This is a genomic window from Acidithiobacillus sp., from assembly GCF_023255755.1.
Classification (GTDB): domain Bacteria; phylum Pseudomonadota; class Gammaproteobacteria; order Acidithiobacillales; family Acidithiobacillaceae; genus Acidithiobacillus.
In genome coordinates this window covers 1-23,973 of record NZ_JAGDVS010000151.1, presented here as the reverse complement: position 1 = coordinate 23,973, position 23,973 = coordinate 1, and the positions used below count along the sequence as shown (strand labels likewise).

General features: G+C 56.2%; 21 protein-coding genes. 9 read left to right on the top strand and 12 right to left on the bottom strand.

The window, feature by feature from the left end:
* Nucleotides 1-13: 13 nt before the first annotated feature.
* A complete protein-coding gene (locus tag Q0C48_RS10650) occupies nt 14-355 on the top strand; it encodes a hypothetical protein (protein ID WP_291524190.1) in 342 nt (113 codons plus the stop codon).
* 12 nt (nt 356-367) lie between these two features.
* Here Q0C48_RS10650 and Q0C48_RS10645 read toward each other — a convergent pair whose 3' ends face one another.
* The 7 genes from Q0C48_RS10645 to Q0C48_RS10615 all read right to left on the bottom strand — a co-directional run bounded on the left by Q0C48_RS10645 (nt 368) and on the right by Q0C48_RS10615 (nt 11,454).
* A complete protein-coding gene (locus tag Q0C48_RS10645; protein ID WP_291524188.1) occupies nt 368-1,837 on the bottom strand; it encodes a CYTH and CHAD domain-containing protein in 1,470 nt (489 codons plus the stop codon).
* Nucleotides 1,821-2,459: a ParA family protein gene (locus Q0C48_RS10640; RefSeq protein WP_291524186.1), complete on the bottom strand. Its 639-nt coding sequence runs from the start codon at nt 2,457-2,459 to the stop codon at nt 1,821-1,823. Before Q0C48_RS10640 ends, Q0C48_RS10645 begins: the two co-directional genes overlap by 17 nt.
* A gap of 12 nt (nt 2,460-2,471) precedes the next feature.
* Complete coding sequence (gene ppk1, locus Q0C48_RS10635; RefSeq protein ID WP_291524183.1) at nt 2,472-4,577, bottom strand: polyphosphate kinase 1; 2,106 nt, start codon at nt 4,575-4,577, stop codon at nt 2,472-2,474.
* Complete coding sequence (gene folD, locus Q0C48_RS10630; RefSeq protein ID WP_291524181.1) at nt 4,574-5,437, bottom strand: bifunctional methylenetetrahydrofolate dehydrogenase/methenyltetrahydrofolate cyclohydrolase FolD; 864 nt, start codon at nt 5,435-5,437, stop codon at nt 4,574-4,576. Before folD ends, ppk1 begins: the two co-directional genes overlap by 4 nt.
* A gap of 243 nt (nt 5,438-5,680) precedes the next feature.
* Nucleotides 5,681-8,761 carry an efflux RND transporter permease subunit gene (locus Q0C48_RS10625; RefSeq protein WP_291524179.1) on the bottom strand — a complete coding sequence of 1,027 codons (3,081 nt, stop codon included), beginning with the start codon at nt 8,759-8,761 and terminating at the stop codon, nt 5,681-5,683.
* Between the two features lie 10 nt (nt 8,762-8,771).
* Entirely contained in the window at nt 8,772-9,863 is a 1,092-nt protein-coding gene (locus Q0C48_RS10620; protein ID WP_291524177.1) for an efflux RND transporter periplasmic adaptor subunit, read from the bottom strand.
* A 43-nt stretch (nt 9,864-9,906) separates the two neighbouring features.
* Complete coding sequence (locus tag Q0C48_RS10615) at nt 9,907-11,454, bottom strand: efflux transporter outer membrane subunit (RefSeq protein WP_291524174.1); 1,548 nt, start codon at nt 11,452-11,454, stop codon at nt 9,907-9,909.
* A 218-nt stretch (nt 11,455-11,672) separates the two neighbouring features.
* Between Q0C48_RS10615 and Q0C48_RS10610 the strand changes: the two genes are divergently transcribed.
* On the top strand, nt 11,673-12,464 hold the full coding sequence (locus Q0C48_RS10610) for a tetratricopeptide repeat protein (RefSeq protein ID WP_291524172.1): 792 nt from the start codon (nt 11,673-11,675) through the stop codon (nt 12,462-12,464).
* A 66-nt stretch (nt 12,465-12,530) separates the two neighbouring features.
* Here Q0C48_RS10610 and Q0C48_RS10605 read toward each other — a convergent pair whose 3' ends face one another.
* Nucleotides 12,531-13,109: a nucleoside triphosphate pyrophosphatase gene (locus tag Q0C48_RS10605; protein ID WP_291524170.1), complete on the bottom strand. Its 579-nt coding sequence runs from the start codon at nt 13,107-13,109 to the stop codon at nt 12,531-12,533.
* A gap of 12 nt (nt 13,110-13,121) precedes the next feature.
* Entirely contained in the window at nt 13,122-15,911 is a 2,790-nt protein-coding gene (ppc, locus tag Q0C48_RS10600; protein ID WP_291524168.1) for a phosphoenolpyruvate carboxylase, read from the bottom strand.
* Nucleotides 15,912-16,282: 371 nt separating this feature from the next.
* On the opposite strand from ppc, the gene hfq reads away from it, so the two are divergent.
* From hfq to iro, 7 genes are all read left to right on the top strand, one after another.
* Complete coding sequence (hfq, locus tag Q0C48_RS10595) at nt 16,283-16,549, top strand: RNA chaperone Hfq (RefSeq protein WP_291524166.1); 267 nt, start codon at nt 16,283-16,285, stop codon at nt 16,547-16,549.
* 23 nt (nt 16,550-16,572) lie between these two features.
* Nucleotides 16,573-17,865 carry a ribosome rescue GTPase HflX gene (gene hflX / locus Q0C48_RS10590; protein WP_291524164.1) on the top strand — a complete coding sequence of 431 codons (1,293 nt, stop codon included), beginning with the start codon at nt 16,573-16,575 and terminating at the stop codon, nt 17,863-17,865.
* Between the two features lie 14 nt (nt 17,866-17,879).
* Entirely contained in the window at nt 17,880-19,073 is a 1,194-nt protein-coding gene (gene hflK / locus Q0C48_RS10585) for an FtsH protease activity modulator HflK (protein WP_291524162.1), read from the top strand.
* Nucleotides 19,070-19,942, top strand: coding sequence for a protease modulator HflC (hflC, locus tag Q0C48_RS10580; protein WP_291524160.1), 873 nt, complete (start codon nt 19,070-19,072; stop codon nt 19,940-19,942). Before hflK ends, hflC begins: the two co-directional genes overlap by 4 nt.
* Nucleotides 19,939-21,141: an ATP phosphoribosyltransferase regulatory subunit gene (locus Q0C48_RS10575; RefSeq protein ID WP_291524158.1), complete on the top strand. Its 1,203-nt coding sequence runs from the start codon at nt 19,939-19,941 to the stop codon at nt 21,139-21,141. Before hflC ends, Q0C48_RS10575 begins: the two co-directional genes overlap by 4 nt.
* A 43-nt stretch (nt 21,142-21,184) precedes the next feature.
* Nucleotides 21,185-22,474, top strand: a complete 1,290-nt coding sequence (locus tag Q0C48_RS10570) for an adenylosuccinate synthase (protein ID WP_366937039.1) — start codon at nt 21,185-21,187, stop codon at nt 22,472-22,474.
* A gap of 155 nt (nt 22,475-22,629) precedes the next feature.
* Nucleotides 22,630-22,908 carry an iron oxidase gene (gene iro / locus Q0C48_RS10565; protein ID WP_291524154.1) on the top strand — a complete coding sequence of 93 codons (279 nt, stop codon included), beginning with the start codon at nt 22,630-22,632 and terminating at the stop codon, nt 22,906-22,908.
* Between the two features lie 70 nt (nt 22,909-22,978).
* On the opposite strand, the gene Q0C48_RS10560 is transcribed toward iro, so the two are convergent.
* The 3 genes from Q0C48_RS10560 to Q0C48_RS10555 all read right to left on the bottom strand — a co-directional run bounded on the left by Q0C48_RS10560 (nt 22,979) and on the right by Q0C48_RS10555 (nt 23,740).
* Nucleotides 22,979-23,149: a CsbD family protein gene (locus Q0C48_RS10560; protein WP_291524151.1), complete on the bottom strand. Its 171-nt coding sequence runs from the start codon at nt 23,147-23,149 to the stop codon at nt 22,979-22,981.
* Between the two features lie 210 nt (nt 23,150-23,359).
* Nucleotides 23,360-23,539 (bottom strand): Thivi_2564 family membrane protein, encoded by a 180-nt coding sequence (locus Q0C48_RS14715; RefSeq protein ID WP_366937042.1) that lies wholly within the window; start codon nt 23,537-23,539, stop codon nt 23,360-23,362.
* A gap of 48 nt (nt 23,540-23,587) precedes the next feature.
* Nucleotides 23,588-23,740, bottom strand: coding sequence for a DUF3309 family protein (locus tag Q0C48_RS10555; RefSeq protein WP_366937041.1), 153 nt, complete (start codon nt 23,738-23,740; stop codon nt 23,588-23,590).
* Nucleotides 23,741-23,973 lie beyond the last annotated feature (233 nt).

Here is a 23,973-nt window from a genome sequence, read left to right as displayed (position 1 = left end):
GGAGACTGAAAATATGGCTATAGATCGTCAACGCGCCCTCGCCAGAGCGCTCACCCTGCAACAGGAAAAAGGCCTGGATGCCGCGACTATTGCGGTTGCGGAGCAGTTAAGTGGCAAGGCGAATCTTACGCTCGGCGAGGCGGTCAGCGCTCTGGGTAATAATCAGATCGCCGAGGTGGCTGGTTTCTTGAGTGAGAGTATGAACTGTCAGCAACTGGAGCAGGTGTGCGACGCGGGTTCCTATGATCGTGAACAAGCGCGCGAGTGGGCAGTGACCGAGCCGCAATATTGCCTGGCCCACGAAATTGCCTTGATTAGTCATATGATCGAACGCAAGCGGGATGGGCTGGATTAAATACTGAGGGAGTTAGCCCCACGGCCGTGGGGTGTTCTCCAGCCGCTCCCAATACTTGGAGAATTTTTTGCGTTGTCTGCTCTCGCGGGCATGGAGATAGCCCATCAGCATCCCCGCACTAAAGGCGAGTCCGTGCTTGCGGCTGGTAGCCAGCCCCGCCAGATGCTGTCCTGCCATGTCGGCATCATGTACAGCACCAGAGATTTCCTGCAAGGCGGAAAGCATTTTGAGTAGTGCTTTGCTGTCTTTGCTGGGCCACATATCGCCAAGTACCAGAATCACATAGCGCCAGTTCTTGATGCGAATGCGCAAGGCGTGAAAGCTGGCGGCAGTCTTGGCCGCATCTCCCGCAGCCATTAATCGGCGATCCTGACGTCGCAAATGCATTTCCACGTAGTCCTGTAAGTCCTGGTCACTGTGTAGCGCTGCGCGCAGCAGCAGTGCCCAAAGCTTCAGGATCGCGGCGGCGACCTGGCCGAGCTGTGCATGCGTGGTCTCGGCTTGGGCGCTTAGCCATCTGCGCAGGGGGGTTATCTCGGTGCCTGTTTCGGTGGCCAATGCCTCCCAATAAGTGGCGAGTACTTCATGGTCACGCCGTATATTTTGCTGATGAAACCAGTCCGCCAATTCCTGACGGGCACCGCCGAGACGCTTGTCAGGATCCAGGGTTCGGCAGAAACGCAGCAGGGCGCGCAAGCTGCGGACGGTTTTGCGCAACTGATGAAAGGTTTCCGGGCTGTTGCCAGCCCAATGCTGTCTGGCGGCGGTGAGTGCCTGCTGAATTTGCTGGATCAGCAGGCGGCTGAGTGCCTTCCCGGCGTTTTCGTGGTGGCGTAGCGGTGGCGTTTTGTCCCGCATCGCACTGGCATCGGCCGGTATCAGTCCGGCGAGACGCAAGCCCCGGAACATCTTGCTCTCCCCATCGGGCAGCAGTGGCAGATCACGGCACAGCTCCGCGCCCATCTCCAATACCGAGGCAGCCTCTCCTGTTACCAGCTCCAACTCTACTTCGAGAATCGGTTCGCGCAAGCCGTTGGCAACGATTTCTCCACGATCCAGTGCGACCAGTATCTGGCTGCCATCCGCGCGATCCACCCGACTTTCCAGCCGTTCAAAACGGGTTTCGAGAACGACTTGCATGGCCGAATCCAAAAAGGGTGCCAGTAACGCTGCAGCATCCGTGTCAGTAAATACCCGAAGATCCGCTCTGGCGGAGGAAACGGTGACGTTCCATTCGGGACGCTGATGCAATCCGCCAGCGGATTGGCCTTCGGCCTTGAGAGTGGCTACCCACTCTTTCCCTTCCCGACGCACGCGGTAGGCTAGCCTGGCGCGCTGCAAGACACCATCACGGCTATCATAGTAGAGAGCGTGAAGCTGCAAGGGGGGTGCTGTGCCCAGCGCCAGCAGGGGATGTTGGCAAATCTTTTCCCAGGCGGCAGGGGAAGGATCGAGTATCTGTAGTTTAAGCTCTTGTTCCATGTCCCCTCTCCGTTACAAAACGCAGGATCCGCGCCCATTGCGGTAACTCCGCACGAGTTTCTGCAGCCCGCAAATCCGCTATGCCCGCGCCCAGTTGCGCCGCCCGCACATAAAGCTCGCTATCGCGCAGGGTGGCCACCACCGGCAACTGCAAATCTGCCAGAAACGTTTGCAGATGCTGTCCACCCTTGGTACGTGCATTCACGCGGTTGGCAATAACGCCCATGCGCACTTTACCCTTACGAAAACGTTTAATCTCATCCAGTTTCTCCAGGAAAAGACGGCTGGCGTCCATATCGAAAGAAGAGGGACCGATGGGTACCAGCAGCGCCTCCACCTTGTCCAGCATGTCTTCCAGGCGCCCTTTTTTCAGACCAGCAGGGGCATCAAAGACGATGAAATCACTCGGCGGATAATCGCGGAAATCCCGGTCAGCATCGGCAATGACGGACAGCTTTGGTAAGTGCTCCGACCGCCGCTCGGCCCAGGTGCTGGACGAGTGCTGCGGATCCAGGTCAGCGAGAAGTACCGAGCCGCGCAGTGCCAGCAAACTGGCGAGGTTGGTGGCGACCGTCGTTTTTCCGGCACCCCCCTTACTGTTGAGCACCAGAACCCGGATCACGACGAAATCCTGTCACACATGGTGACTAGTCCTCTCATAGTGTTCCAGTAAGCGGTCCTGAGCCGATTTACAGGTGGCATCCGGGGTCTTACGCAAAAAATCATAGACACCATCGGCACGCATGGCCCAAGCGTTACAATCGTCCTCCAAGTATAGCTGAAGGGTTTCCCTGAGTACGCGTGCGCGCAAGTCGGGGTCGAGAATGGGTACCGCCACTTCCAGGCGGCGAAAGAGATTGCGTCCCATCCAGTCGGCACTGGATATCCAAAGCTTGGAATGTCCGTCATTCCCGAAGTAATAGACGCGGCTGTGTTCGAGAAAACGACCGACAATGGAACGTACCCGGATATGCTCAGAGACGCCCGGTATGCCGGGACGTAAGGCACAGGCGCCGCGTACCACCAGGTCGATTTCTACTCCAGCTTGGGAGGCCCGGTATAGGGCGCGAATCAGGTCTGGCTCGACCAGTGCATTCACCCGCGCGATGATGCGGCCTTTCACGCCGTGCCGGGTCTCCGTCTCGATGGCATCACGTATCCCGCTGAACATCGTAAAGGGACTTTGCAGCAGGCAACGGAGTTGCGGCGCCTTGCCCATACCGGTGATGTGCATGAACAGGTCATTCATGTCCGCCGTGATATCAGGATTTGCGGTGAGCAGGCTGAGATCGGTATAAATCCGCGCATTGCGGGGATGATAATTGCCGGTACCCAGATGCCCGTAGAGGCGGATGCCATCCTCTTCACGGCGCAAGACCAGGATCATCTTGGCATGCACCTTGTGGTTGACCACGCCGTATACAACCTGCACACCCACCTCTTCCAGGCGCTCCGCCATCCGGATATTATTGGCTTCGTCAAAGCGGGCCTTGAGCTCGACCACGGCAGTGACCTGTTTGCCCGCCATCGCCGCTTCTATCAGTGCATCAATGATAGGAGAGTCCGGGGTGGTGCGGTACAACGTCTGCTTGATACCGATGACCTGCGGATCATTGGCCGCCTGGCGGAGAAAATCCAGCACCGGATTGAAGCTCTGGTATGGGTGATGGAGGAGAATGGGTGCCTCGTGGAGTTGCGCAAATATGTTTTCCGGGCGCATACAGACTGAGGGCATGCCGGGTACAAAGGGCGGGAAGAGCAGGTCGGGGCGAGGAACCATGTCGATGATGGCTGCCAGCCGTGACAGATTCACGGGCCCCAGCAGCGAATAAAGATTATCCTCACCAAGATCAAAATGCTTCAAGAGATAGTCGACCACCTCGCGCGGACAGTTATTGGCGACTTCCAGCCGTACTGCCTCGCCAAAAGGGCGCATCGGCAATTCATCAGCGAGCGCATCGAGGAGATTATCCACCTCCTCCTCATCCACGAAGAGTTCGCTGTTGCGGGTTACCCGGAACTGATAAAAGCCCTGAATGGCCAGGCCCGGAAAGAGGGTTTGCACATGCTCGTGAATGATAGAAGAGAGAAACACGAAATCATGCGGGCCGGCCAGATGCGCTGGAATCTGGATGATACGCGATAGTATCCGCGGCGCCTGCACAATGGCGATGGGGCTGCGCCGCCCATAGGCGTCCTGACCCTCCAGGACGATGGCGAAATTCAGCCCCTTATTCTGTACCTTGGGAAAGGGATGGGCCGGGTCAAGGCTCAGGGGCGTGAGCAGAGGCAGGACTTCACTCTGAAAATAACTGCTGATCCAGCGTCTTTGCGCTGCCCGCCACTCGCGTCGGCGCAACAGACGGACATTCTCTTTGGCCAGGGCGGGTAGCAGTCGTTGGTTCAGGCAGCGATACTGTGCAGAGATAATTTCGTGGGCCATTCTGGCCACTGCTTCAATTTCGAGATTAGGTCCGAGCATATCCGGCCCCGAGGGGCCAGCGCCGAATTTGCGCCGCTGCAGAAGCCCTGCCATGCGGACTTCAAAAAATTCGTCCAGATTGTTGGAAACAATGGTCAGATAACGTAAACGCTCCAGCAGTGGCACGTGTGGATCATCTGCCAGTGCGAGTACCCGCCGGTTAAATTCGAGGATGCTGAGATCGCGGTTGAAATAGAGATCGGGATTGTCCAGAGGGGGCGCCGCATCAGATTTTTGCTGGGCAGGTGTCTCAGTCACGTGCTTATCCCCATGCGTTGCTCTGCCGCAATCAGGGTGTTCTGCAAGAGTGTGACTACCGTCATGGGTCCGACCCCACCGGGGACCGGAGTGATCCACGCCGCACGTTGCTCCGCACCAGCAAAGTCCACATCGCCGGTGAGACGCCCATCCGGAAGACGGTTAATTCCTACATCAATGACCACTGCTCCCTCACGAATCCACTCGCCGGGTATCAGTCCCGGTTTACCTGCCGCCGCGACGAGCAGTTCGGCGCGTCCCACATGGGCTGCGAGATCGCGGGTGAAGCGGTGGCAGACGGTCACCGTCGCCCCGGCCAGGAGGAGTTCCAGCGCCATGGGCCGCCCGACAATATTGGATGCGCCGACAATCACCGCTTCTTTCCCCCTGACCTTTATGCCGGTTTCCTGAAGCAAGGTCATGATACCGGCGGGCGTACAGGAGCGCAGCAGTGGCGCGCGCAGCGCAAGGCGGCCTACATTATAGGGGTGAAAACCATCGACATCCTTTTCGACGGCAATGGCCTCAATGATTTCTTCAGGATCAAAGTGCGACGGAAGGGGCAACTGTACCAGGATGCCATCCACGGCATTATTAGCGTTTAGTTCGGTAATATGAGACAGAAGTTGTTGTGGCGTGCTGTCTGCAGGAAGATTGGCAGAAAAAGAGCGGATGCCCACTGAAGCACAGGTATCCCGCTTTTTCTGCACATAGACCTGAGACGCAGGATCGGCCCCGACCAGTACTACCGCAAGACCAGGGGAGCGTCCATAACGCTGGAGAAAAGCCTGACTGCGATGGGTGACATCCGCCTGTATTTTTTTAGCTATGGCTTTGCCATCAATGCGTTGTGCAGTCACCAGGACCTCTTTGCTAAGGTCTCAATGCTCGGGAAGAATTCATGACCCATGAAAAATTTACCTGTGTGCGAACAGCGAGCAGGCCAACCCAGCAGAGGGCGGCAAATCGGATGTTTCTCAAAAAAGACCAGCGAGAATGTTCACTGATATTCTTCTGGCCACCTTCCGTCTTGTCAAGCTAAAAAAGCCGGGACCCCGATAAGCGTCCCGGCCATATCCGTCGAGCAGAGCAGCAGTCTCCCGTCAGGCTTCCTGGGCGTTCCGGGACTCGCGTAAATCCTTGGCGAGCACCATATACATGGCCGGCACCACGAAGAGCGAAAAGAAGGCGCCAATACCCAAGCCTGTAAAGATCACCAGGCCCATCTGGAAGCGACTGACCGCGCCGGGTCCGCCCGCTACCAGCAAGGGCAGAACCCCCAGTACCATTGCCCCCGTAGTCATGAGGATGGGACGCAAACGAATGCTCGACGCCTTCTGCACTGCTTCACGCTTGTTGAGTCCTTCTTTCTTCTGGATCTCGTTGGCGAACTGCACGATAAGAATACCCTGCTTGGCGATCAGGCCAATCAGCGTGATCAACCCCACTTCCGTATAGATATTGATAGAAGCCAGACCCAAGCTGATGAAAATCAACGCCCCACTAATGGACATGGGTACGGTAATCAGCACGATCAGCGGATCGCGGAAACTCTCAAATTGTGCCGCCAGTAGCAAGTAGATCAGGATGATGGCCAATGCAAAGGTGGTCAGCAGCCCACCCGTCTCTTGTATGTATTGGCGGGATTGGCTCGCATAGTTCAGAGAAAAATCCTTGGGCATGACCTTTTCTGCCGCAGTCTTAAAGAAGCTCAAAGACTCGCCCATGGTAACGCCCGGTTTGGGCACTGCCTCGATGGTTGCCGAGTTGAGCTGCTGGAACTGCGGCAAGAATTGCGGCTCCACCTTGGTCTCTATAGAAACCACTGTAGATAAGGGCACCATCTGACCGCTGCCGGTCGCGATGTAATATTGCTTCAAGGCTGCCGGATCGAGGCGGAAGTGGTCCGGTACCTGGGGAATGACCTTATAGCTGCGGCCTTCCATATCGAAGCGATTGACGTAGTTGCCGCCTAAGAGGGGCTGCAAGTCCTGGGCGATCTCCGCCATGGTCAGGCCAAGGTTGGCGGCCATATTACGATTGATCTTCAACACGACCTCAGGATTATCAATACGCAAATCCTTGGTCACATAGAAAAACAATCCACTTTTATAGGCCGCTGCGATCACCTGGTCAGCCACCTGATCGATTTTGCCATAGCTGCCCGGGCTTTGCAGCACAAATTGTACCGGCAGACCGCCCGCCGAACCGGGGAGGGACGGCCGTAAAAATGAGGCTACCTGGAGTCCTGGGACGCTTTGCAGGGCCTGCTGGATTTGCGGTTGCAACTGCATCGCCGTCGTGGAACGCTTATTCCAGTTTGTCAGGCGCATGCCGGCGAACAGGCTGTTGGAGCCGCCGCCGCTACCTACCGAAATACCTGTGACCATGAAGGTTGCCTTTTTCTCGGGATATTTATCCAACACCTTCAGAATCTGTTTTCCATAATGGGCCAGTTGATCCGGTGTAATGGTCGGGCTGCCCGTGCCCGCATTAAAAATAATGCCCTGATCTTCCGCTGGCGCTAATTCTGATTTCGAGGTGCTAAACAGAAAGTAGATACTCCCAAACACTACCGCGGCAAAGAGCATGGTGACTGGCACATAATTCAGTGTGCCACCCAAGATATGGTCGTAGAAATTACGCAGAGCAGTGAAGCGCTGCTCGATAAAGTGATCAAAGCCATGTTCCCTTGTCGGGCGCAATATCTTGCTGGAGAGCATCGGTGATAACGTCAATGCTACGATCATGGATATTAAAACCGCAGCCACCAGCGTAAACGCGAATTCACCAAACAGACTCCCCGTCAGCCCCCCCATAAATCCGATGGGGGCGAATACGGCGACGAGCGTGGTGGACATGACGATGATCGGCCCTCCCAGCTCCCGCCCAGTCATTAAAGCCGCTTCAAAAGGCGTTTTTCCTTCATCCATATGCCGGAGCACATTTTCAACAACGATAATGGCATCGTCTACTACCAGCCCGATGGCCAAAACCACTGCCAACAGGGTCAGCAGGTTGATGGTGAAGCCCATAGACCAGGTGATCAGACCTGCGCCCACGATGGACAGCGGGATGGCGATCGCGGGTATGAGCACCGCACGGAATGAACCCATGAAGAGGAAAATTACCAGCACCACCACTGCAAGCGTAATTCCAATGGTTAGGACGACTTCGTCGATAGAGGCCTTGATGAAGGTGCTGGCGTCATAAGGAATCGCCATGTTCATGCCGGGCGGCAGGCTTTTTGACAACTGGGCCAGCGATGTTTTTACCCCAGAAGCTACATCCAGAGAGTTGGCCGAAGGCGACTCCTGAATACCGATGAATGCTGCCGGTTTACCATCAAAAAAGGCCTGAGAGGTGTAATCCTGTGCACCGAGTTCTACTGTGGCCACATCTTTGAGCCGGATGAGGGTGTTACCAGACTGACGCAGAACCAGATTGCGGAATTCATCCACATTATGCAGATTAGTGGTCGCGACAATGGTGTTTTGTACCGTCTTCCCCCGCGTTTGTCCGACTGCGGAGATAAAATCGTTCGCGATTAACGCTTGTGAAACCTGCGCGGCGGTAATGCCCAATGCCGCCATCTTCTGTGGATTCAACCACACCCGCATCGCATAGGTATTCCCGTTGCCAGCGCCCGGCGGCAGTATCTGTGCCTGGCCTACGCCATGTACCGAGGCCAGTCGCGGCTGTGCTACACGCAGCAGGAAGTCGGTAATTTGCTGCTGACTGAGTTCTTTGCTGTAGAAGGCGACATACATCAGGTCCGTCGTGTCACCGACCGTTACGTTGATAACCGGTAATTGACTACCCGTCGGCAACTGATCCGTCACCTGTTGCACTTTCGATTGAATGTTGGCGACCGCCGCACTGGGGCTGTAATTCAGCTTCATGTACACGGTAATGGTCGAACTACCCTCCGAACTGTTGGAGGTCATGTAGTTTATATCCGGTGCGCTGGCAATCACTTTTTCCAAGCGCGAGGTGATGAAGCCTTGTACGATATTCGGGCTGGCTCCGGGATACGCGGTGGTTACGGTGACGACCGTGTTAACGAGAGCCGGATACTCGCGGACAGTCATTATCGAATAGGCATGCAAACCCAGCAGAAAAATGATGAGGCTAAGGGCGGTGGCCAGTACCGGGCGGCGAACAAAAATATCGGTAAAAGTCATGTTCTGCGCCTCACGCTTCTTTCGCGTCGCTGATCTTGACGAGACTACCGTCCACCAGTTTTACCTGCCCGGCAGTGATGACCATATCGCCCGCTTTAAGGCCAGAGACGATACTCACTTGTCCGTTGCGCTCCTTGCCAGGCTTGATGATTTGTTGACGGGCGACTTCCACGGTCTTGCCATCCTGAGTATTCTTTTCGATCACATACACATAATCACCGAAGGTGTTATATGAAAGAGCGGAGACGGGCACCGTCAACACCTTTTCCTCGACATCGCGGACTACCGTGAGTTCGCCAAAAAGTCCGGGGCGCAATACACTTTTCGGATTGGCAATGGTGGCCTGCACATCAATTTGTCGCGTCGTACTATTCACCGAAGCCCCCAACGCGGTGACTTTCCCGCCAAAAATCTGACCGGGGAGCGCATCAGTCTCCATTTGCACCGGTGTATCCACATGAATGTCCTGTAGCTCACTTTGCGGCAGGGTGAAATTCGCATGCAGCGGATCCCAGGATTGCAGGTCGACAATCTTGGTACCGGGTGTGAGATATTGCCCGATATTCACCTGGCGGATGCCCAGATAACCGCTGAAGGGCGCGCGGATGGCCAACTTATTCAGGGTCGCATGAATGTCTTTAAGCGTAGCCACACTACTTTGATACGTGGCCACAGCGGAATCCAGCTGCGATTGGCTGGCGGCTTTGGTGGTAATCAGTTCGCGGGTCCGGTGTAGATTGATCTGTGCCAGACGAAGTTGTGCTTCATCGCTCGCCAGCTGAGCAAGCTGGTTGCTGTCGTCAATCTGCACCAGCACGGTGCCTGCCCGGACATATTGACCAGAATGAAAATGAATGGCGGTCACATTACCGGCTATCTGCGGGGTGATATCCACCCCTTGCACAGCCGCCAGAGAAGCTACGGCCTGCAGGCGGGGATGCCAAAGTTCTATCTTGGCCGCTGTGGCGCTGACGGTCACGACGGGTTTTGGCAGGTGCGCCATAGCCTCGGAAATCTTCTTGTTGACGAAGGCCTTGAAGCCAAAAATACCACCAAAAACAATGATCAGGAGGATGATTACAACAATAAACGCTTTTTTCATGACCAGTCTCCACGGCGGATGGCTGTGCTGAATGTATAATGGCTCATGGGTTAGCCGGCGTTACCGGCAATGTGCCGGCATCTGAATGGGAGTTTTGTGGGGCGCTGGTAGTGGGTGCCTGAGGTCCCGTTTTGTTCCACCAGCCACCACCCAGAGCGACGAGCAGAGCTGCAGTATCCTGATAGCGCTGCGACTCAGCCCTGATTTCAGCAATCCGGGCGTTGTCATACTGTACTTCGGAGGTCAGCAGGGTGAGATAATCAGAGGCTCCCGCCCGGTAACTCGCCTGGGCCAGTTGCAATGCCTGCGCGGCTGCCTGGAGCGCCTCTCGCTGCGCCGCAAGAGTCTGTGCATCATGCTCCACCGCGCGCAGGGCATTCGCTACCTGATCAAAGGCGCTGAGCACTGTGCTTCTGTAAGCGGCATACACTACGTCATAAGCGGCGTGCGCTTCGGCCTTCTGTGCCTCCAGCTTGCCGCCTTCAAAGATCGGTTGCGACATGGCGCCCACCAGACTCCAAATGCTGCTGGCAGGGTTAAAAAACAGCCCCGGGTGACTCGCTGTGGCGCCGAATGCGGCGCTGAGTTGGACGGTAGGATAAAACTGCGCCCGTGCCTCACCGATGACCGCATTCGCCGCCCGCATCTGCGCGAGAGCAGCGCGAATATCCGGACGCTGCTTCAATAATTGCGAGGGGAGGCTTACCGGTAACTTCTCCGGGAGTTGCAACGCTTCGAGGGTAAAGAGTTGGCGTCTGGCGTTCGCAGGAAAGTCTCCCACCAAAATGGCGAGCTCATGACGATAGACGGCGAGTTGCTGCTCCAGCGCTGGCAAGGTCGCCATTTCGGTCGCCAGCTGACTGCGCTGGTTCACCACGCTGACATAGCCGATGGCTCCTGCCCGGTACTGGTTCTCCGTAAGCTCCAGAAGCTTTTTTTCCTGGGCGACGATGGCCATGGTGGCGCGGACCTGACCTTCCGTTGCCGCCTCACTGATAGCGGTGGTGACGATATTGCCGGTCAGGGTCAGTCGCGCTGCTTCCAGTTCCCACTGTTGATACTTCACCAAGGCTTCACTGTTGCGGTAGACCAGACGATTAACGCCGAAAATATCCGGGTAGTAGGAAACGCCGACGCTTCCGGTGATCAGAGAGTAGTGAAAGCCGCCGCTTCCCCCAAAGGCCGCTGAACTGGACTTGCTCCGATTAGCCTGGAGATTGCCCGTTATCTGCGGGTAGAAAATACTGGAATTCACGCGCGCGGTGGCCTGAGCCTGTTTCAACTGTGCCTGAGCCTGAGCGATGGTCGGACTGTTTTTCAGGCCCGCGGCGATTAACTTGTCGAGCACTTTTGAGTGAAAGAGTTTCCACCACTCCTCATGCAGTTCTTTGCCGTACTCAATCTCCTGAGCGTGGCCAGCAGGACCACCGGGCGCCACCGTTTGTTTGATGCTCGCACCAGCCGTATAGGGTGTTTTGTCCGGCGGCGCCTGGGGAACACGCAGCGGCGGCTCAAAGCTACAGGCCGCCAGGCTCCCCGCCAGCACGGTCGCCAGCGCCGCAGCAATGGGTCTTGGCAATGGTTTTTGCACAACAACACCTCTCACGAGCCTATACCGACCGGTCAGTATAATGGCGATAATATTGCCTGCTGTCAAACCTTGTCGGCATTTTTCTCATGCAACTGCAGGGAACCAGCGGCAGGGTAACGCGGTCAAAGTTGCCTGCTGAACACGGTGTGTGAAGCCTCTTGATTTAGACAGAGGTTTCACCGCATATTCAAAGCACAACATTTTAGTTGGAGGAGCGTATGCAGTTAAAAATTTTTGGAACCATCGCCATTGCCTTGATGTTGGCTGCACCGGCAGCGTGGGCTGAGCCCAGTGTAGCGCAAGTCACGCAGGCTGTGCAGGCTGGTCGCCTGGATCAGGCGCAAAGCATGATGCAGGAAGTATTGGTTGCTCATCCGCAATCTGCAGAAGCGCAGTATCTGGAAGCGCGTATTTTGGCGCGGCAGGGTAACTGGGCCGGGGCGGCAGCGGCCTTGCAGAAATCCGAGCAACTTGCACCCGGCATGCCCTTTGTGAAACCGCAGGTGCTGACCTCTTTTAAGAAGTCATTGCAGAGTCATGTGAATAAACCGGTCGGTAAAGTCAGCAAAGAAAGTCACTGGGGTACAGTGCTGGCGTTTTTCCTGGGTCTTGTTGCGCTCATTGCGCTAATATCCATGTTTTTGCGCCGCCGCCGGCAGGTGGGCATGATGTACCGCGGGCAGCCTTCCGGGCCTTTCGGGGGCATGAACGGTTATGGTCCCAATGGTCCCATGAATCCCGGCGGAGCCATGGGCGGCATGCCGCAGCAGGGGGGTGGGCTGGGGTCCAGTCTGGCCTCCGGTATTGCCACTGGTGTTGGTGTGGGCGCCGGACTGGCAGCCGGGCAAGCACTGGCCGGAAGTTTGTTTGGACACGGCAATGAATCGGGTAATGCCGCCAGTGATAGCAGCAACAATGATCTGGGTTTGACGGACGGCTCCTGGGGCAACGACCAGTTGGCGTCCAATGACGACTTCGGACTGGATGACGGCGGAGATAGCTGGGGCTAAGCCAGTTGCTTTGCGCAATCGGAGGGGCATCACTGCAATGCCCCTTTTTAACATCCTTTCATGGGGTTATGGTAGCGGGTAGCCGAGTTTGCGCAATGCCCGGCAGAGAGCGATCAGCGGCAATCCCATCAGTGCGTGGGGGTCTTCTCCTTCCATGCGCTCCACCAGACTGATGCCTAGTCCCTCGGAGCGGAAACTTCCGGCGCAATCCAGTGGCTGGTCTCGCTCCACATAGCGCTCAATCTCCATCCTTGTCAGTGGGCGTAGGACGATCCGATAGGGTACCAGGAGTATTTCTGTGCCGGATGCGGCGACAATGGCAATGCCGTTGAGAAATTCGACGGTCTGACCCTGCATCCACTCCAGTTGTTCCACGGCCCGTTCGGCATTCCCCGGTTTGCCGAGAATGCGGGTACCGCAGACCGCCATCTGGTCGGCGCCGATGACCGCTGCCTGGGGATTGCGGCGCGCCACGGCTTGCGCCTTGGCCTCTGCGAGCCGACAGACGAGAGCCTCTGGCGCCTCGCCCGGTAAAGGGGTTTCATCGACCGCCGAAGCCTCCACGCGGAACGAGAGTTGCAGGCGTTGCAATAATTCCTGGCGGTAAGGACTGGTGGACGCGAGAATTAATTCTGGCAGAGACACGCACTTTCCTCCTTACCCGGTGTTGCGTTGTCCGGCAGAAATAGCATTGATGGTGCGCAACAGGGGGTCCAGCCATATCTCGCGGAACTCAGGCGGTGCATCATCGTTGCGATAACGACGCAGCAAGGCGAGCTGAATATGGTTGAGTGGCTCCATGTACACATTGCGCCGTTGCAGGGAAAATGCCAGGGTCGGATTGTCGGCGAGCAGTTGCTCTAATCCGGTCATGACGAGCATCTCGGCCAGGCTGCGCTCAAATTCGGCGCGAATTTTCTGATATATTCCGGCGGCGAGCTCCTGATCTTTGGGTAAACCGGCATATTCGCCGGCGATAGCCATATCCGTTTTGGCCATGGCCATGGCGATGTTGCCCATGAGCGCCCGAAAGAATGGCCACTGTCGGTACATGTCCCGTAAAGCCTGCAAGCGCTCCGGCTTGTCCCCACGCCACTGGGCGAGCGCCGAACCCAGCCCGTACCAGGCCGGCAGAACATGCCGCGATTGGGCCCAGGCAAAAATCCATGGGATAGCGCGGATAGAAGACATGGAACGGTCCCCGCGCTGGCGATGGGAGGGCCGCGATCCGATATTCATGTGGGCAATTTCGTTAAGCGGGGTGGCCTCGTAGAAATAATCCATGAAGCCCGGCGTGTTTTCGGTCAGGTCGCGGTAAACCGCCTCTCCGGTGCGGGTCAGTTCTGCCATAATCCGCAGGTGGTCCGGTTTATCACTAGATACGGACCGGACCAGACCCATGCTCGCCTTGATGAGGCCTGCCGTGCCCACGGTCAGTTCATAAACGGCCGTCTCCAGATTGGCATATTTAAAGGAAAGCACCTCGCCCTGCTCGGTAATCTTGATTTGACCGCGTACCGTATCCGGCGGCTGAGCCAGAATGGCTTCGTAGGTGGGGCCGCCACCGCGCCCCACGCTGCCGCCGCGGCCGTGGAAGACGCGCACCTGAATCCGTCGCTTGTCTGCCAGGGCAGCCAGCCGTATTTGCGCCTGATACAGGGACCAACTGGAAGCGAGGATGCCGCCATCCTTGCAGGAGTCCGAATATCCCAGCATGACCTCCTGAGTGTCGTCCTGACTGCGGAGGATTTCGGTATAAACCGGATTGTCCAGCAGGGTGGACATCACCGTGTCCATACGCTCGAGATCATGAATTGTCTCAAAAAGTGGGGTTATGGCAATCTCGCTGTAGAGCCCCTGTCGCGACCAACCCGCCAGGCCGAATTCTTTGGCGAGTACCAGCACCTCCATGATGTGGCTCGCTTCGTGGGTCATGGAGATCACGTAGTTGCCAAAACCAGAGGCACTGACTTCACGCCGTAATTGCGCGATACAGCGGAACATGGCGCAGGTTTCCGCAGCCATCGGGGACAGATCAGGTTGCTGTTCCACTCGTGGGCCGGGACGACGCAATGCATCGGACAGAGCCAGCAGGCGCGCTTCTTCGGGGAGTTCCAGGTAGTTGGCAAAGCCGGGTATCCCGGCGAAAAGCTCGGCGATGGTACGGGAATGTACGGCGGATTCTTGACGAATATCCAAATTGGCCAAGTGGAAGCCAAAGGTTTGGACCAGCCAGATGATCTCCTGAACCTCGTTGTCGGCGATATACTCATCGTTGTGACCACGCAGCGAGTCGCGCACCAGCAAGAGATCATCGAGGAAGTCCTCCGCGGCGGCATAGGCAGGGCCGGCGGACTCATTCATGACCTGGCCGTTTTCTAATTGGCGCAGACGCAAGTCGAGGCGGGTCATCATGTAACGCAGTTTACGGCGATAGGGTTCACTGGGAAAACGCTGGTCTACCCACTCAGCAAGTTCCGGGAAATCGTCTGCATCTCGCTCCAGTGAGGCGAGTAAAACGGGAGAGATGGCGCAGAAGCGGCTGGAGTGCCCAAGCAACTGGTAGAGGTCGCTCAGACGCTGCTGGTATTCTCTCAATACTTCAATGCTCTGGGTACGCAAGGCCCAACCGGTAATGGCCGCGGTGACATTAGGGTTGCCGTCCCGGTCTCCCCCGATCCAGGAACCAAAGCGGATGAAGGCAGGGATATCGATATCATCATTCGCAAAAACTCGGCGTGCGGCCCGGCGTGCTGCCCGATAGGTGCGCGGTACCGCCTCAAAAAGGCTATCCCGGAAGTAAAACAGACCGTTTTCAACTTCGTCCTGTACTTGCGGTTTGTTGGCGCGCACCTCTTCGGTTTCCCAGAGAATCTGGATTTGCGCCCGCAGGTTGTCAATCACTTCCTGTTCTTCCTCGTCATTGAGGGTGGGGTCGTCGAGCATTTTACTGGTCACAAAAATGCGGCGTAGGCCATGGAGGACGGTCCGTCGCTTGGACTCCGTGGGGTGTGCTGTGAATACCGGCAAGTAGCGAATCTGATCCAGGAGGAATTGTATCTGTCCAGGGTTAATACCCTGTCTTTGCAATTCGCGGAAGGTTTCCTCGAAGGAGCCAGTCCACAACGCGTCTCTTTTTTGGAGCAGGCGGCGGCGGTGTAGGTGCTGGAACTCTTCTTCGGCGATATTGACCAAACTAAAGTAAGTGTTAAACGCGCGGATGACCAGAACCAGATCGTCTTGGGGGAGGGCATCGATAAAGCGGGCGAGCCGCTCACGGAGACGAACATCCTCCCGCTTGTGTAGGCGAATGTATCCCTGGCGAAGCTGTTCTACCGCGTTGAATACACGGGATCCGGCTTGCTCGCGCAGGACTTCGCCCAGCAGGTTGCCGAGCAGTTTAACGCGGGCACGGAGCGCCTTGTCGTTGATGGTCGTCTTTTCCACGGTTCCGTCTCCTTGTTCATGTTCAGGGGCGACGACCACCGGGTCGTCCGCTGAAGCTGAGGGTCTCTGGGGGGCTGCCTGGGAAAAATCCCTGTCGCGGTCTTCCGCTTTAGGTTAATGGAGCGGAATGGCCCGGGATCACTTTTCACGGCTGGCTTTGCATCTAACGTAATGGGAAGCGTGCTACAGGTCAATTCATAACAAAGGTTGATGGCTGCCCAACCCCAAGCCGACGTAGCGTATCGAGGCTGCACAAGCATGGCATTCGGTTTGCTTTTGAGTTAGTCTAACTGCCTTGCAGTGCAAGGAGTCCCGCAGGCTTTTTCACTACCCTAAAAGCGCCATGAAGTTATAGTCTAAGGAGATAAAAAATGGCCGGACAACAAAAAGGACAGATCCTTCAGGATCCTTTTCTCAATCTGTTGCGTAAAGAGCACGTTCCTGTCGCCATCTATCTGGTGAATGGTATCAAGCTGCAAGGCTTTGTGGAGTCCTTTGACCAGTTCGTTGTATTGCTTCGCAATAATGTGAGTCAGATGATTTATAAGCACGCTATTTCTACGGTGGTTCCTGGTCGCGATGTGCGTTTGCCCTTGCCGGAAGCTGAAGGTGAGGGCAGTACTGAAGAAGAGGCCTGATTCTGGCGAATACCGCTGTTGCTGTGGCCGCGCCCCAGGAGAGGGTTCTCCTCGTCCATGTTGTATTACATGGTGAGGCGGATCCCGACGATGGGGCAGAGTTTTTTCATCTGGCCACGGATAGTGGTGCGGACGTATTAGAACTACTTTCCGTTCAGCGCAGTCGTCCTGATCCGGCGACTTTTCTGGGGCGTGGCAAGGTGGCGGAGCTTGCGGAGCGGGTCTCAGAATTGTCTGTGGATCTCGTTCTTTTCGACCGGATTTTGAGCCCGGTGCAGGAGCGCAATCTGGAGCGGACCCTCCAATGCCGGGTCATCGACCGGGTAGGTCTTATCCTCGATATTTTTGCGCGGCGAGCGCGCACCCATGAAGGCAAATTGCAGGTGGAGCTCGCGCAACTGACGCGTTTGCGGACACGTCTCATCCGTGGTTGGACTCATCTGGAACGCCAGCGCGGCGGCATCGGGTTGAGGGGGCCGGGTGAAACCCAGCTGGAAACAGACCGTCGCCTCATCGGCGAGCGTATTCTTTCTCTGCGCGGACGTCTGGTCAAGGTGGCAGCGCATCGGGCAACACAACGGCGGGAGCGGGCACCCCTGCCGACGGTTGCCCTGGTCGGTTATACCAACGCCGGTAAATCCTCCCTTTTCAACGCCCTCACGGAAAGTTCCAGTTACGCTGCGGATCGCCTTTTTGCGACACTCGATCCGGCCATACGGCGGTTGCAGGTAGCGGGGCACGAAGCCATTCTCCTGGCCGATACTGTCGGTTTTTTGCGTGATTTACCGACGGATTTGATTGCCGCTTTTCGTGCGACTTTGGAAGAGGTGAACCAGGCGCAGCTACTCCTTCACATAGTAGACGGGAGCGCTCCCGATCGTGATGCCCAGATTGCCGCGGTGGACGCGGTTTTGAAAGAAATTGGTGCAGATGAAATCCCCCGCCTGCTGGTACTGAACAAGGTGGATCTGACAGGAGACGTACCGGGGAATGTGTATGAAGGCTCCGGCAGCCTGGCGGCGGTGCGCGTCAGCGCCTACTCGGGTGCGGGTATACCCGAGTTGCTTCAGGCGATGACGCAGCGTGTAGGGAGATCCATGCTGCGTGCTGAGTTAACATTGACACCTGAAGAGGGTGCCTTGCGTGCCCGATTACACCGCATGGCCAGTATTGTTGAGGAAAGTTTTGATGATCAAGGTATGGCACATCTGATTTTTGATATTGATGATCTCACCTGGCGGCGCTTGCGTGCGCAAATGCGCAATAGCGGTTGTCAGGCGATGGATGCGCCCCCTACAATACCGGCTGAAGGCTGAGGAAGGAGAGCGGTATGCCGTGGAGTGATCCGGGCGGAAACGGAAACAAAAACGATAACAACCCTTGGGGACGCCGTCCCAATGCGCAAAAGCCGGTTTTTGATATCCAGAAAATCACCCAGGAGTTAAAAAAACTGGGTGGTATTTTTGGCTCCGGCGGTGGTCGCAGCGGCGGGCCGAAGATGGATCGCAAGTGGTTGAACTTTATACCTTTTGTTGTGATTGCGGTGCTGATCCTGTTCTGGATTGCCTCTGGCATTTATGTCGTGGGGCCAGATGAAGAGGGTGTGGTGCTGCGTTTCGGCAAAGAGGTTGGCATCAGCCAGCCCGGTTTACACTATCGGCTCCCTTTCCCTTTTGAGCGTGTGTATCTGCCCAAAGTAGCGCAGAGTCGTCGTCTGGTTTTGGGCTATAGTGGTGCCGCTGATTCACTGAATCCCGGTATGATGCTGACTGCAGACGGGAACGTGGTGGACGTCCGTTTTGCCGTGCAGTATCGAATTACCAATGCCAGTCATTATCTGTTTGCCACCACGAATCCGGAGCAATTGATTTCCTATTGTGCGGAATCCGCTATGCGCGAGTTGGTGGGGCGCAGCAAAATTGACGATCTGCTCACGTCTGGTAAGGGTACCATTGAGCAGCAGGCGCAGCGGATCACCCAAAACCTGCTGAGTCGTTACCACGTGGGTGTTAGCGTTGATACGGTCCAACTGTTGGAGGTGAGTCCTCCAAAGGTGGTCCAGCCAGCGTTTACGGAGGTGACGGCTGCGCGTGAGGACATGGAACGGGCGCGCAATGAAGCGCAAGCCTATGCGAGCTCGGTGATTCCCAAAGCCAAGGGAGAAGCTGCCGCCATGGTGATGAATGCCGAGGGCTATAAACAGCAGGTGGTTGATCGCGCCAAGGGGGATAGCGCACGCTTCACTGACATCCTCCAGGCCTACCAGAAAAATCCGAAGGTGGTGAGTGAGCGCATGTACTTACGCACCATGCAGGATATTCTGAGCCATACCCAGAAAGTGATTATTGAGAGCAAGGGACAGCCCGTGATTTATCTCCACATGCCCGCCAGGATTCCCGCAGCGGTCACTAGTTTGACGAGTTCTGCGGCAGTCACGGCGCCCGCCATGTCCGTAGCTCCGCCGGTAGCACCGGCGACTAACCCGGCAGCTTTAGCCGTCCCGGTGTCGGGGGCGAACTCATGAAGAACTGGGCCTGGAGTTTGATTATCGCGGTATTGGCTTTGGTACTGCTGGCTTCAGGAAGCTTTTATTCTGTGCCTATGACCCGGACTGCTGTGGTATTACAATTTGGTAAAACGGTACGGGTGGTGGAAACTCCGGGGCTGCATATGAAATGGCCTCTCATGCAGAACGTGGCTTTCATTGATAACCGCTTGTCGAGCTATAGCACGCAGCCCGAACCGTTTTTGACCATCGATAAGAAACCCGTGCTCATCGACTTTTTTGCAGAATGGCAAGTGGTCAATCCACTGGTTTTTTACACCCGCTTGCATAACGATGCGACTGCACAGAGCCAGATCGGTGATATTGTGCGGTCATCTTTGCGGGGTGGGGTCGGTAAAATGACCCTGGAGTCGGTGATACAGGGTAACCGTAAGGAGATGATTGATCCGGTGCTTGTGGATGCCAATCAGCGCCTTCAATCTCTTGGTGTGCATCTGGTCGATGTGCGCATTCTGCAGGTGGGTTTGCCCCCGGAGGTGCTGCAGGCCGTCTACAAACGGATGGAGGCTGGGCGTACGCAGGAGGCTAATGACTATCGCTCACGAGGTGCCGCCGATGCCGCCAAAATCCGCGCTAGCGCGGATAAGGAACAGACCCAGATCATGGCGGATGCCTACCGGCAGCAAGAAGGGCTGAAAGGGCAGGGTGATGCCGAGGCGGCGTCTATCTACGGTGCAGCATATGGCAAAGATCCGGCGTTTTTCTCTTTTTATCGCAGTCTGGAAGCATACCGTCACAGTCTGGGTGACAAAGATGTTCTGGTACTCAGCCCGGGTTCGCCATTCTTCAAATATTTTCGCCATTCGCTGGAGCCGACAGGTAAATGACGCGTCCTGAAACTCACCCAGCCTGGTTGCTGCCCAGCGGTTTTGAGGATGTCCTCCCCGCACGTACAGACGCGCTGGAGCACTGTCGCCGTACCCTGCTCGACCTTTACGCACAATGGGGTTATCGCCAGGTCATTCCACCCCTGGTGGAGCATCTGGAGAGTTTGCTGACCGGAAGTGCCGCCGACCTCGATTTACAGACCTGGAAACTGTTGGATCAGGACAGTGGTCGGTTGGTGGGTCTGCGTTCGGATATGACGCCGCAGATGGCCCGTATAGACGCCCAGACTTCCTCTGCGAAGGAGGTTCGACGTCTAGCCTATGCCGGTACCGTGCTGCGCGCCCGGCCCGATTTGCTCGGTGGGAGCCGTGCCCCTTTTCAGATGGGTGCCGAGCTCTTCGGAGTGGACGGGCCGGAGGGGGATCTGGAGGTCCTTTCCCTGATGGTAGAGAGCCTCATCCACTGTGCAGTGCCGAATCTGTTGCTGGACATCGGTCATGTGGGTATTTCCCAGGCATTGGCGGACGCGGCGGGTCTGGAAGGTGCGCTACGTGCGGACCTGTTGCAGCATGTCGAGCGCAAGGCGTGGCCGGATATGCGGGCGTGGCTGCGGGAGCACCATTGCGGCACAGAGCTGAGCGCAGATTTTGATGCCCTGTCGCGTTTACAGGGTGAATTCGATATCTTGGAGCAGGCTCGCCAGCGCCTCGGACATCACCCGGCGGTTTGCATAGCCCTGGATGAACTGCATTTCGTCTGGGGGGCATTGCGCGCGCGTTATTCTGATCTTGCGATTCAATGTGACCTCTCGGAGATTCACGGGCATCGGTATCATACCGGCTTGCTGTTTTCGCTGTTTGGTCCGCAGCGTGGTGAGGCGCTGGCCAGTGGTGGTCGCTACGATGATATTGGTGCCGCTTTTGGCCGACGGCGCGCGGCGACGGGCTTCAGTTTGGATCTCAAGCCGTTGCTGCGTGAATTCCCGGAGGCGGAGAGAGCGCGGCAGATTTGGGCTCCGGCTGGTACTGATGATCTTTTGTGGCAGTCGATACAGGAACATCGCCGGGCTGGTTATGCGGTTTTACAGGACTTGCTGTGTCAGGAGGTGCCTGGCCAGCAGACGTTGCAGGCACAGGGTTTTGATGCTGTCCTGATCAAAGAACAGACGGGCTGGAAGATGCGGCAGCTTGATTCGTGAATTTTTATTTTCCAGTGACCCATTTGCGGAGTCGTTCGTGGCTATGAATACAAACATTGTGATCATCGGTACCCAATGGGGCGATGAGGGTAAGGGTAAAATTGTCGACTGGCTGACCGAGCGCTGCCAGGCGGTGGTACGCTTTCAGGGCGGACACAATGCTGGCCATACCTTGGTGATTGGCGCTCGGAAAACTGTTCTGCATCTGATTCCCTCGGGTATTCTTCGTGCTGGCGTGTCCTGCTTTATTGGTAACGGTGTGGTGCTGGATCCGCTGGCCTTGTTTTCCGAGCTGGATGAGCTGCAGCCGGTGGTGCCCGATGCCCATGAGCGCTTGTTCATTTCCGACGCCTGCCCGCTGATTCTGCCCTACCACAAGAGTCTCGACCTGGCGCGGGAGCGGGCGATGGGTGCGGCAAAAATCGGCACTACCGGTCGGGGCATTGGGCCCGCTTATGAGGATAAGGTAGCGCGGCGCGCTTTGCGTGTTGCCGACTTGTTTCATCGCGAGCGTTTTGCCGCCAAGCTTGGCGAGGCGCTGGATTACCATAACTTTGTGCTCCAACACTATTTCAAGCAGGAACCGGAAAACTTCCATGCCATCCTGGAGCAGTATCTGGGGCTTGCGGGGCGTCTGGCACCTATGGTGGTAGATGTTTCCGTACGACTGGCGCGTTTGCAGGCGGAAGGGGCGCGGATTCTCTTCGAGGGCGCCCAGGGTACCCTGCTGGATGTGGATCATGGTACGTACCCCTTTGTGACTTCCTCTAATACGGTGGCAGGTGGCGCTTCCGCCGGAAGCGGGGTAGGGCCAGCGGATCTGGGCTATGTGCTGGGCATTACCAAGGCCTACACCACGCGTGTCGGGGCTGGACCATTCCCTACGGAGCTCTTTGATGAGACGGGAGTCTTCCTCGCTGAGCGTGGTGCGGAGGTGGGTGCAACCACCGGACGGGCGCGGCGTTGCGGTTGGTTTGATGCGGTGGCTTTGCGGGCCGCCTGCCGGGTTAATGGGGTGACGGGCCTGTGCATCACTAAGCTGGATGTACTGGATGGCCTCGCGGAGATTCGCGTTGCTGTCGGCTACCGGGTAAATGGGGTGGTTCAGGAGGAACTGCCGGGTGGCGCCGAGGCGCTTGCCGCCTGTGAGCCAGTCTACGAAAGCTTCCCGGGATGGACTGAATCCACGGCAGGCGTGCGGCACTGGGACGACCTTCCCCAGGCGGCCCGTCGCTATCTGGAGGCCATTGCAGAGCGAGCCGGACGGCCCTTGGCGATTATCTCCACCGGGCCGGATCGGGATGACACTATTTTACGTACTGAGATCCTGTGATGCAGCAGGGCAATAAAAAAGGGCAGACCTATTGATCTGCCCTTTGGTACTCGCCAATCGGGTTGGCCAAGCCTCCTCTGCGGGTCTCATCGCTAGCTATAGCGATGAGAAGCGCTACAATGCCAAGGTTGATTGCACAACCTAAGGAGAAGACCATGAGTGAAAAGGACAAGAACAAGATGATTACCCGTCGCGATGCGCTAAAAAACATTGCGGTTGTCGTCGGAGCGGTGGCTACCACGACGATGATGGGAGCTGGTGTGGCAGATGCCGGAACCATGACCAAGACATCGGTGCAATATCAGGATACACCTAAAGGAAAGGATCGTTGTTCAGTATGTGCAAACTTCATTGCTCCACATAGTTGTAAGGTGGTGGCGGGTAACATCAGCCCAAATGGTTGGTGTATGGCCTTTGTTCCTAAGTCAGCATGAGATATCACCCCACCTCCTCCACTAAAGAGGGGTCTTTATAATAAGGCGGCGGATCGGTAGGCACGCCGCCTTATTTCTGCAGTTTATTCTTCAGGTCACCAAACCCCGCCTGAGCCTTGCCTATGTTTTTCTCTACGTTACCCTCAACCTCCTGTTTTTTGCTGCCACTAATCTTACCAAGAACTTCTTTTGACTTGCCTTTAACTTCTTTAATACGACCGTTTACCTGATCCTTGTTCATGGCTGTCTCCTGTATTGAACTCTGCATCACACTACCAGCCGCCGTAACAAAGTAACCAACTGCCATACTGCTGCTGACACTACAAGACCATTTTTAGGTCGGTTGATAAAGCCAGCTCAGCCCTTCGCTCATATGACTTGCGCGGCAGGCTCCACCCGCGAGGCCGAAGCCTTGCTTATAGCCATAATTTCCGCGTTGGTGCGCCCTGATTTATCTGGCTGGAAGATTGAAAATCCCAAAAACACTGAGCAGCCATAAAACCACAATAATGACCACGAGCACATTAAGTATAGACTTAATAGAAGACGCCATAGGTATATAGCTATTGACGAGCCAGAGAAGCACGCCAACCACTATCAAGACCAGCACTACGTGAATTAAAGATGTCATCATAGACCTCCATAACGCAACACATTGTGTGTCACTATTAAAGCGACATTATATTCTGCCGAGCAGAAGAAGAATAAATACTATTAACAGTATCAAACCAATAACTCCACTTGGACCATACCCCCACCCTCTGCTGTGTGGCCAAGCCGGAAACACACCAAGAAGCAGCATAATCAATACGATCAATAGCACCGTACCCAACATGGTAGTTTCTCCTGGTGATTTATGCAGCGGTAATATTTACTGCCAGTGAAGCCTTCGTATTTCTGCCTTGGTAGGTAGAGCACTTTGTTACCCATCAAGCCGACACCCATCTCACGCCGGCACCTGCCCCCAATAAAGCTACACAACCTCTGAGCGACGCTACCAGCACTGCGCAACCCGAGGCGAGATATGCGTAGGTTTTACGACTGGATATTTGGCCCATATTCTTA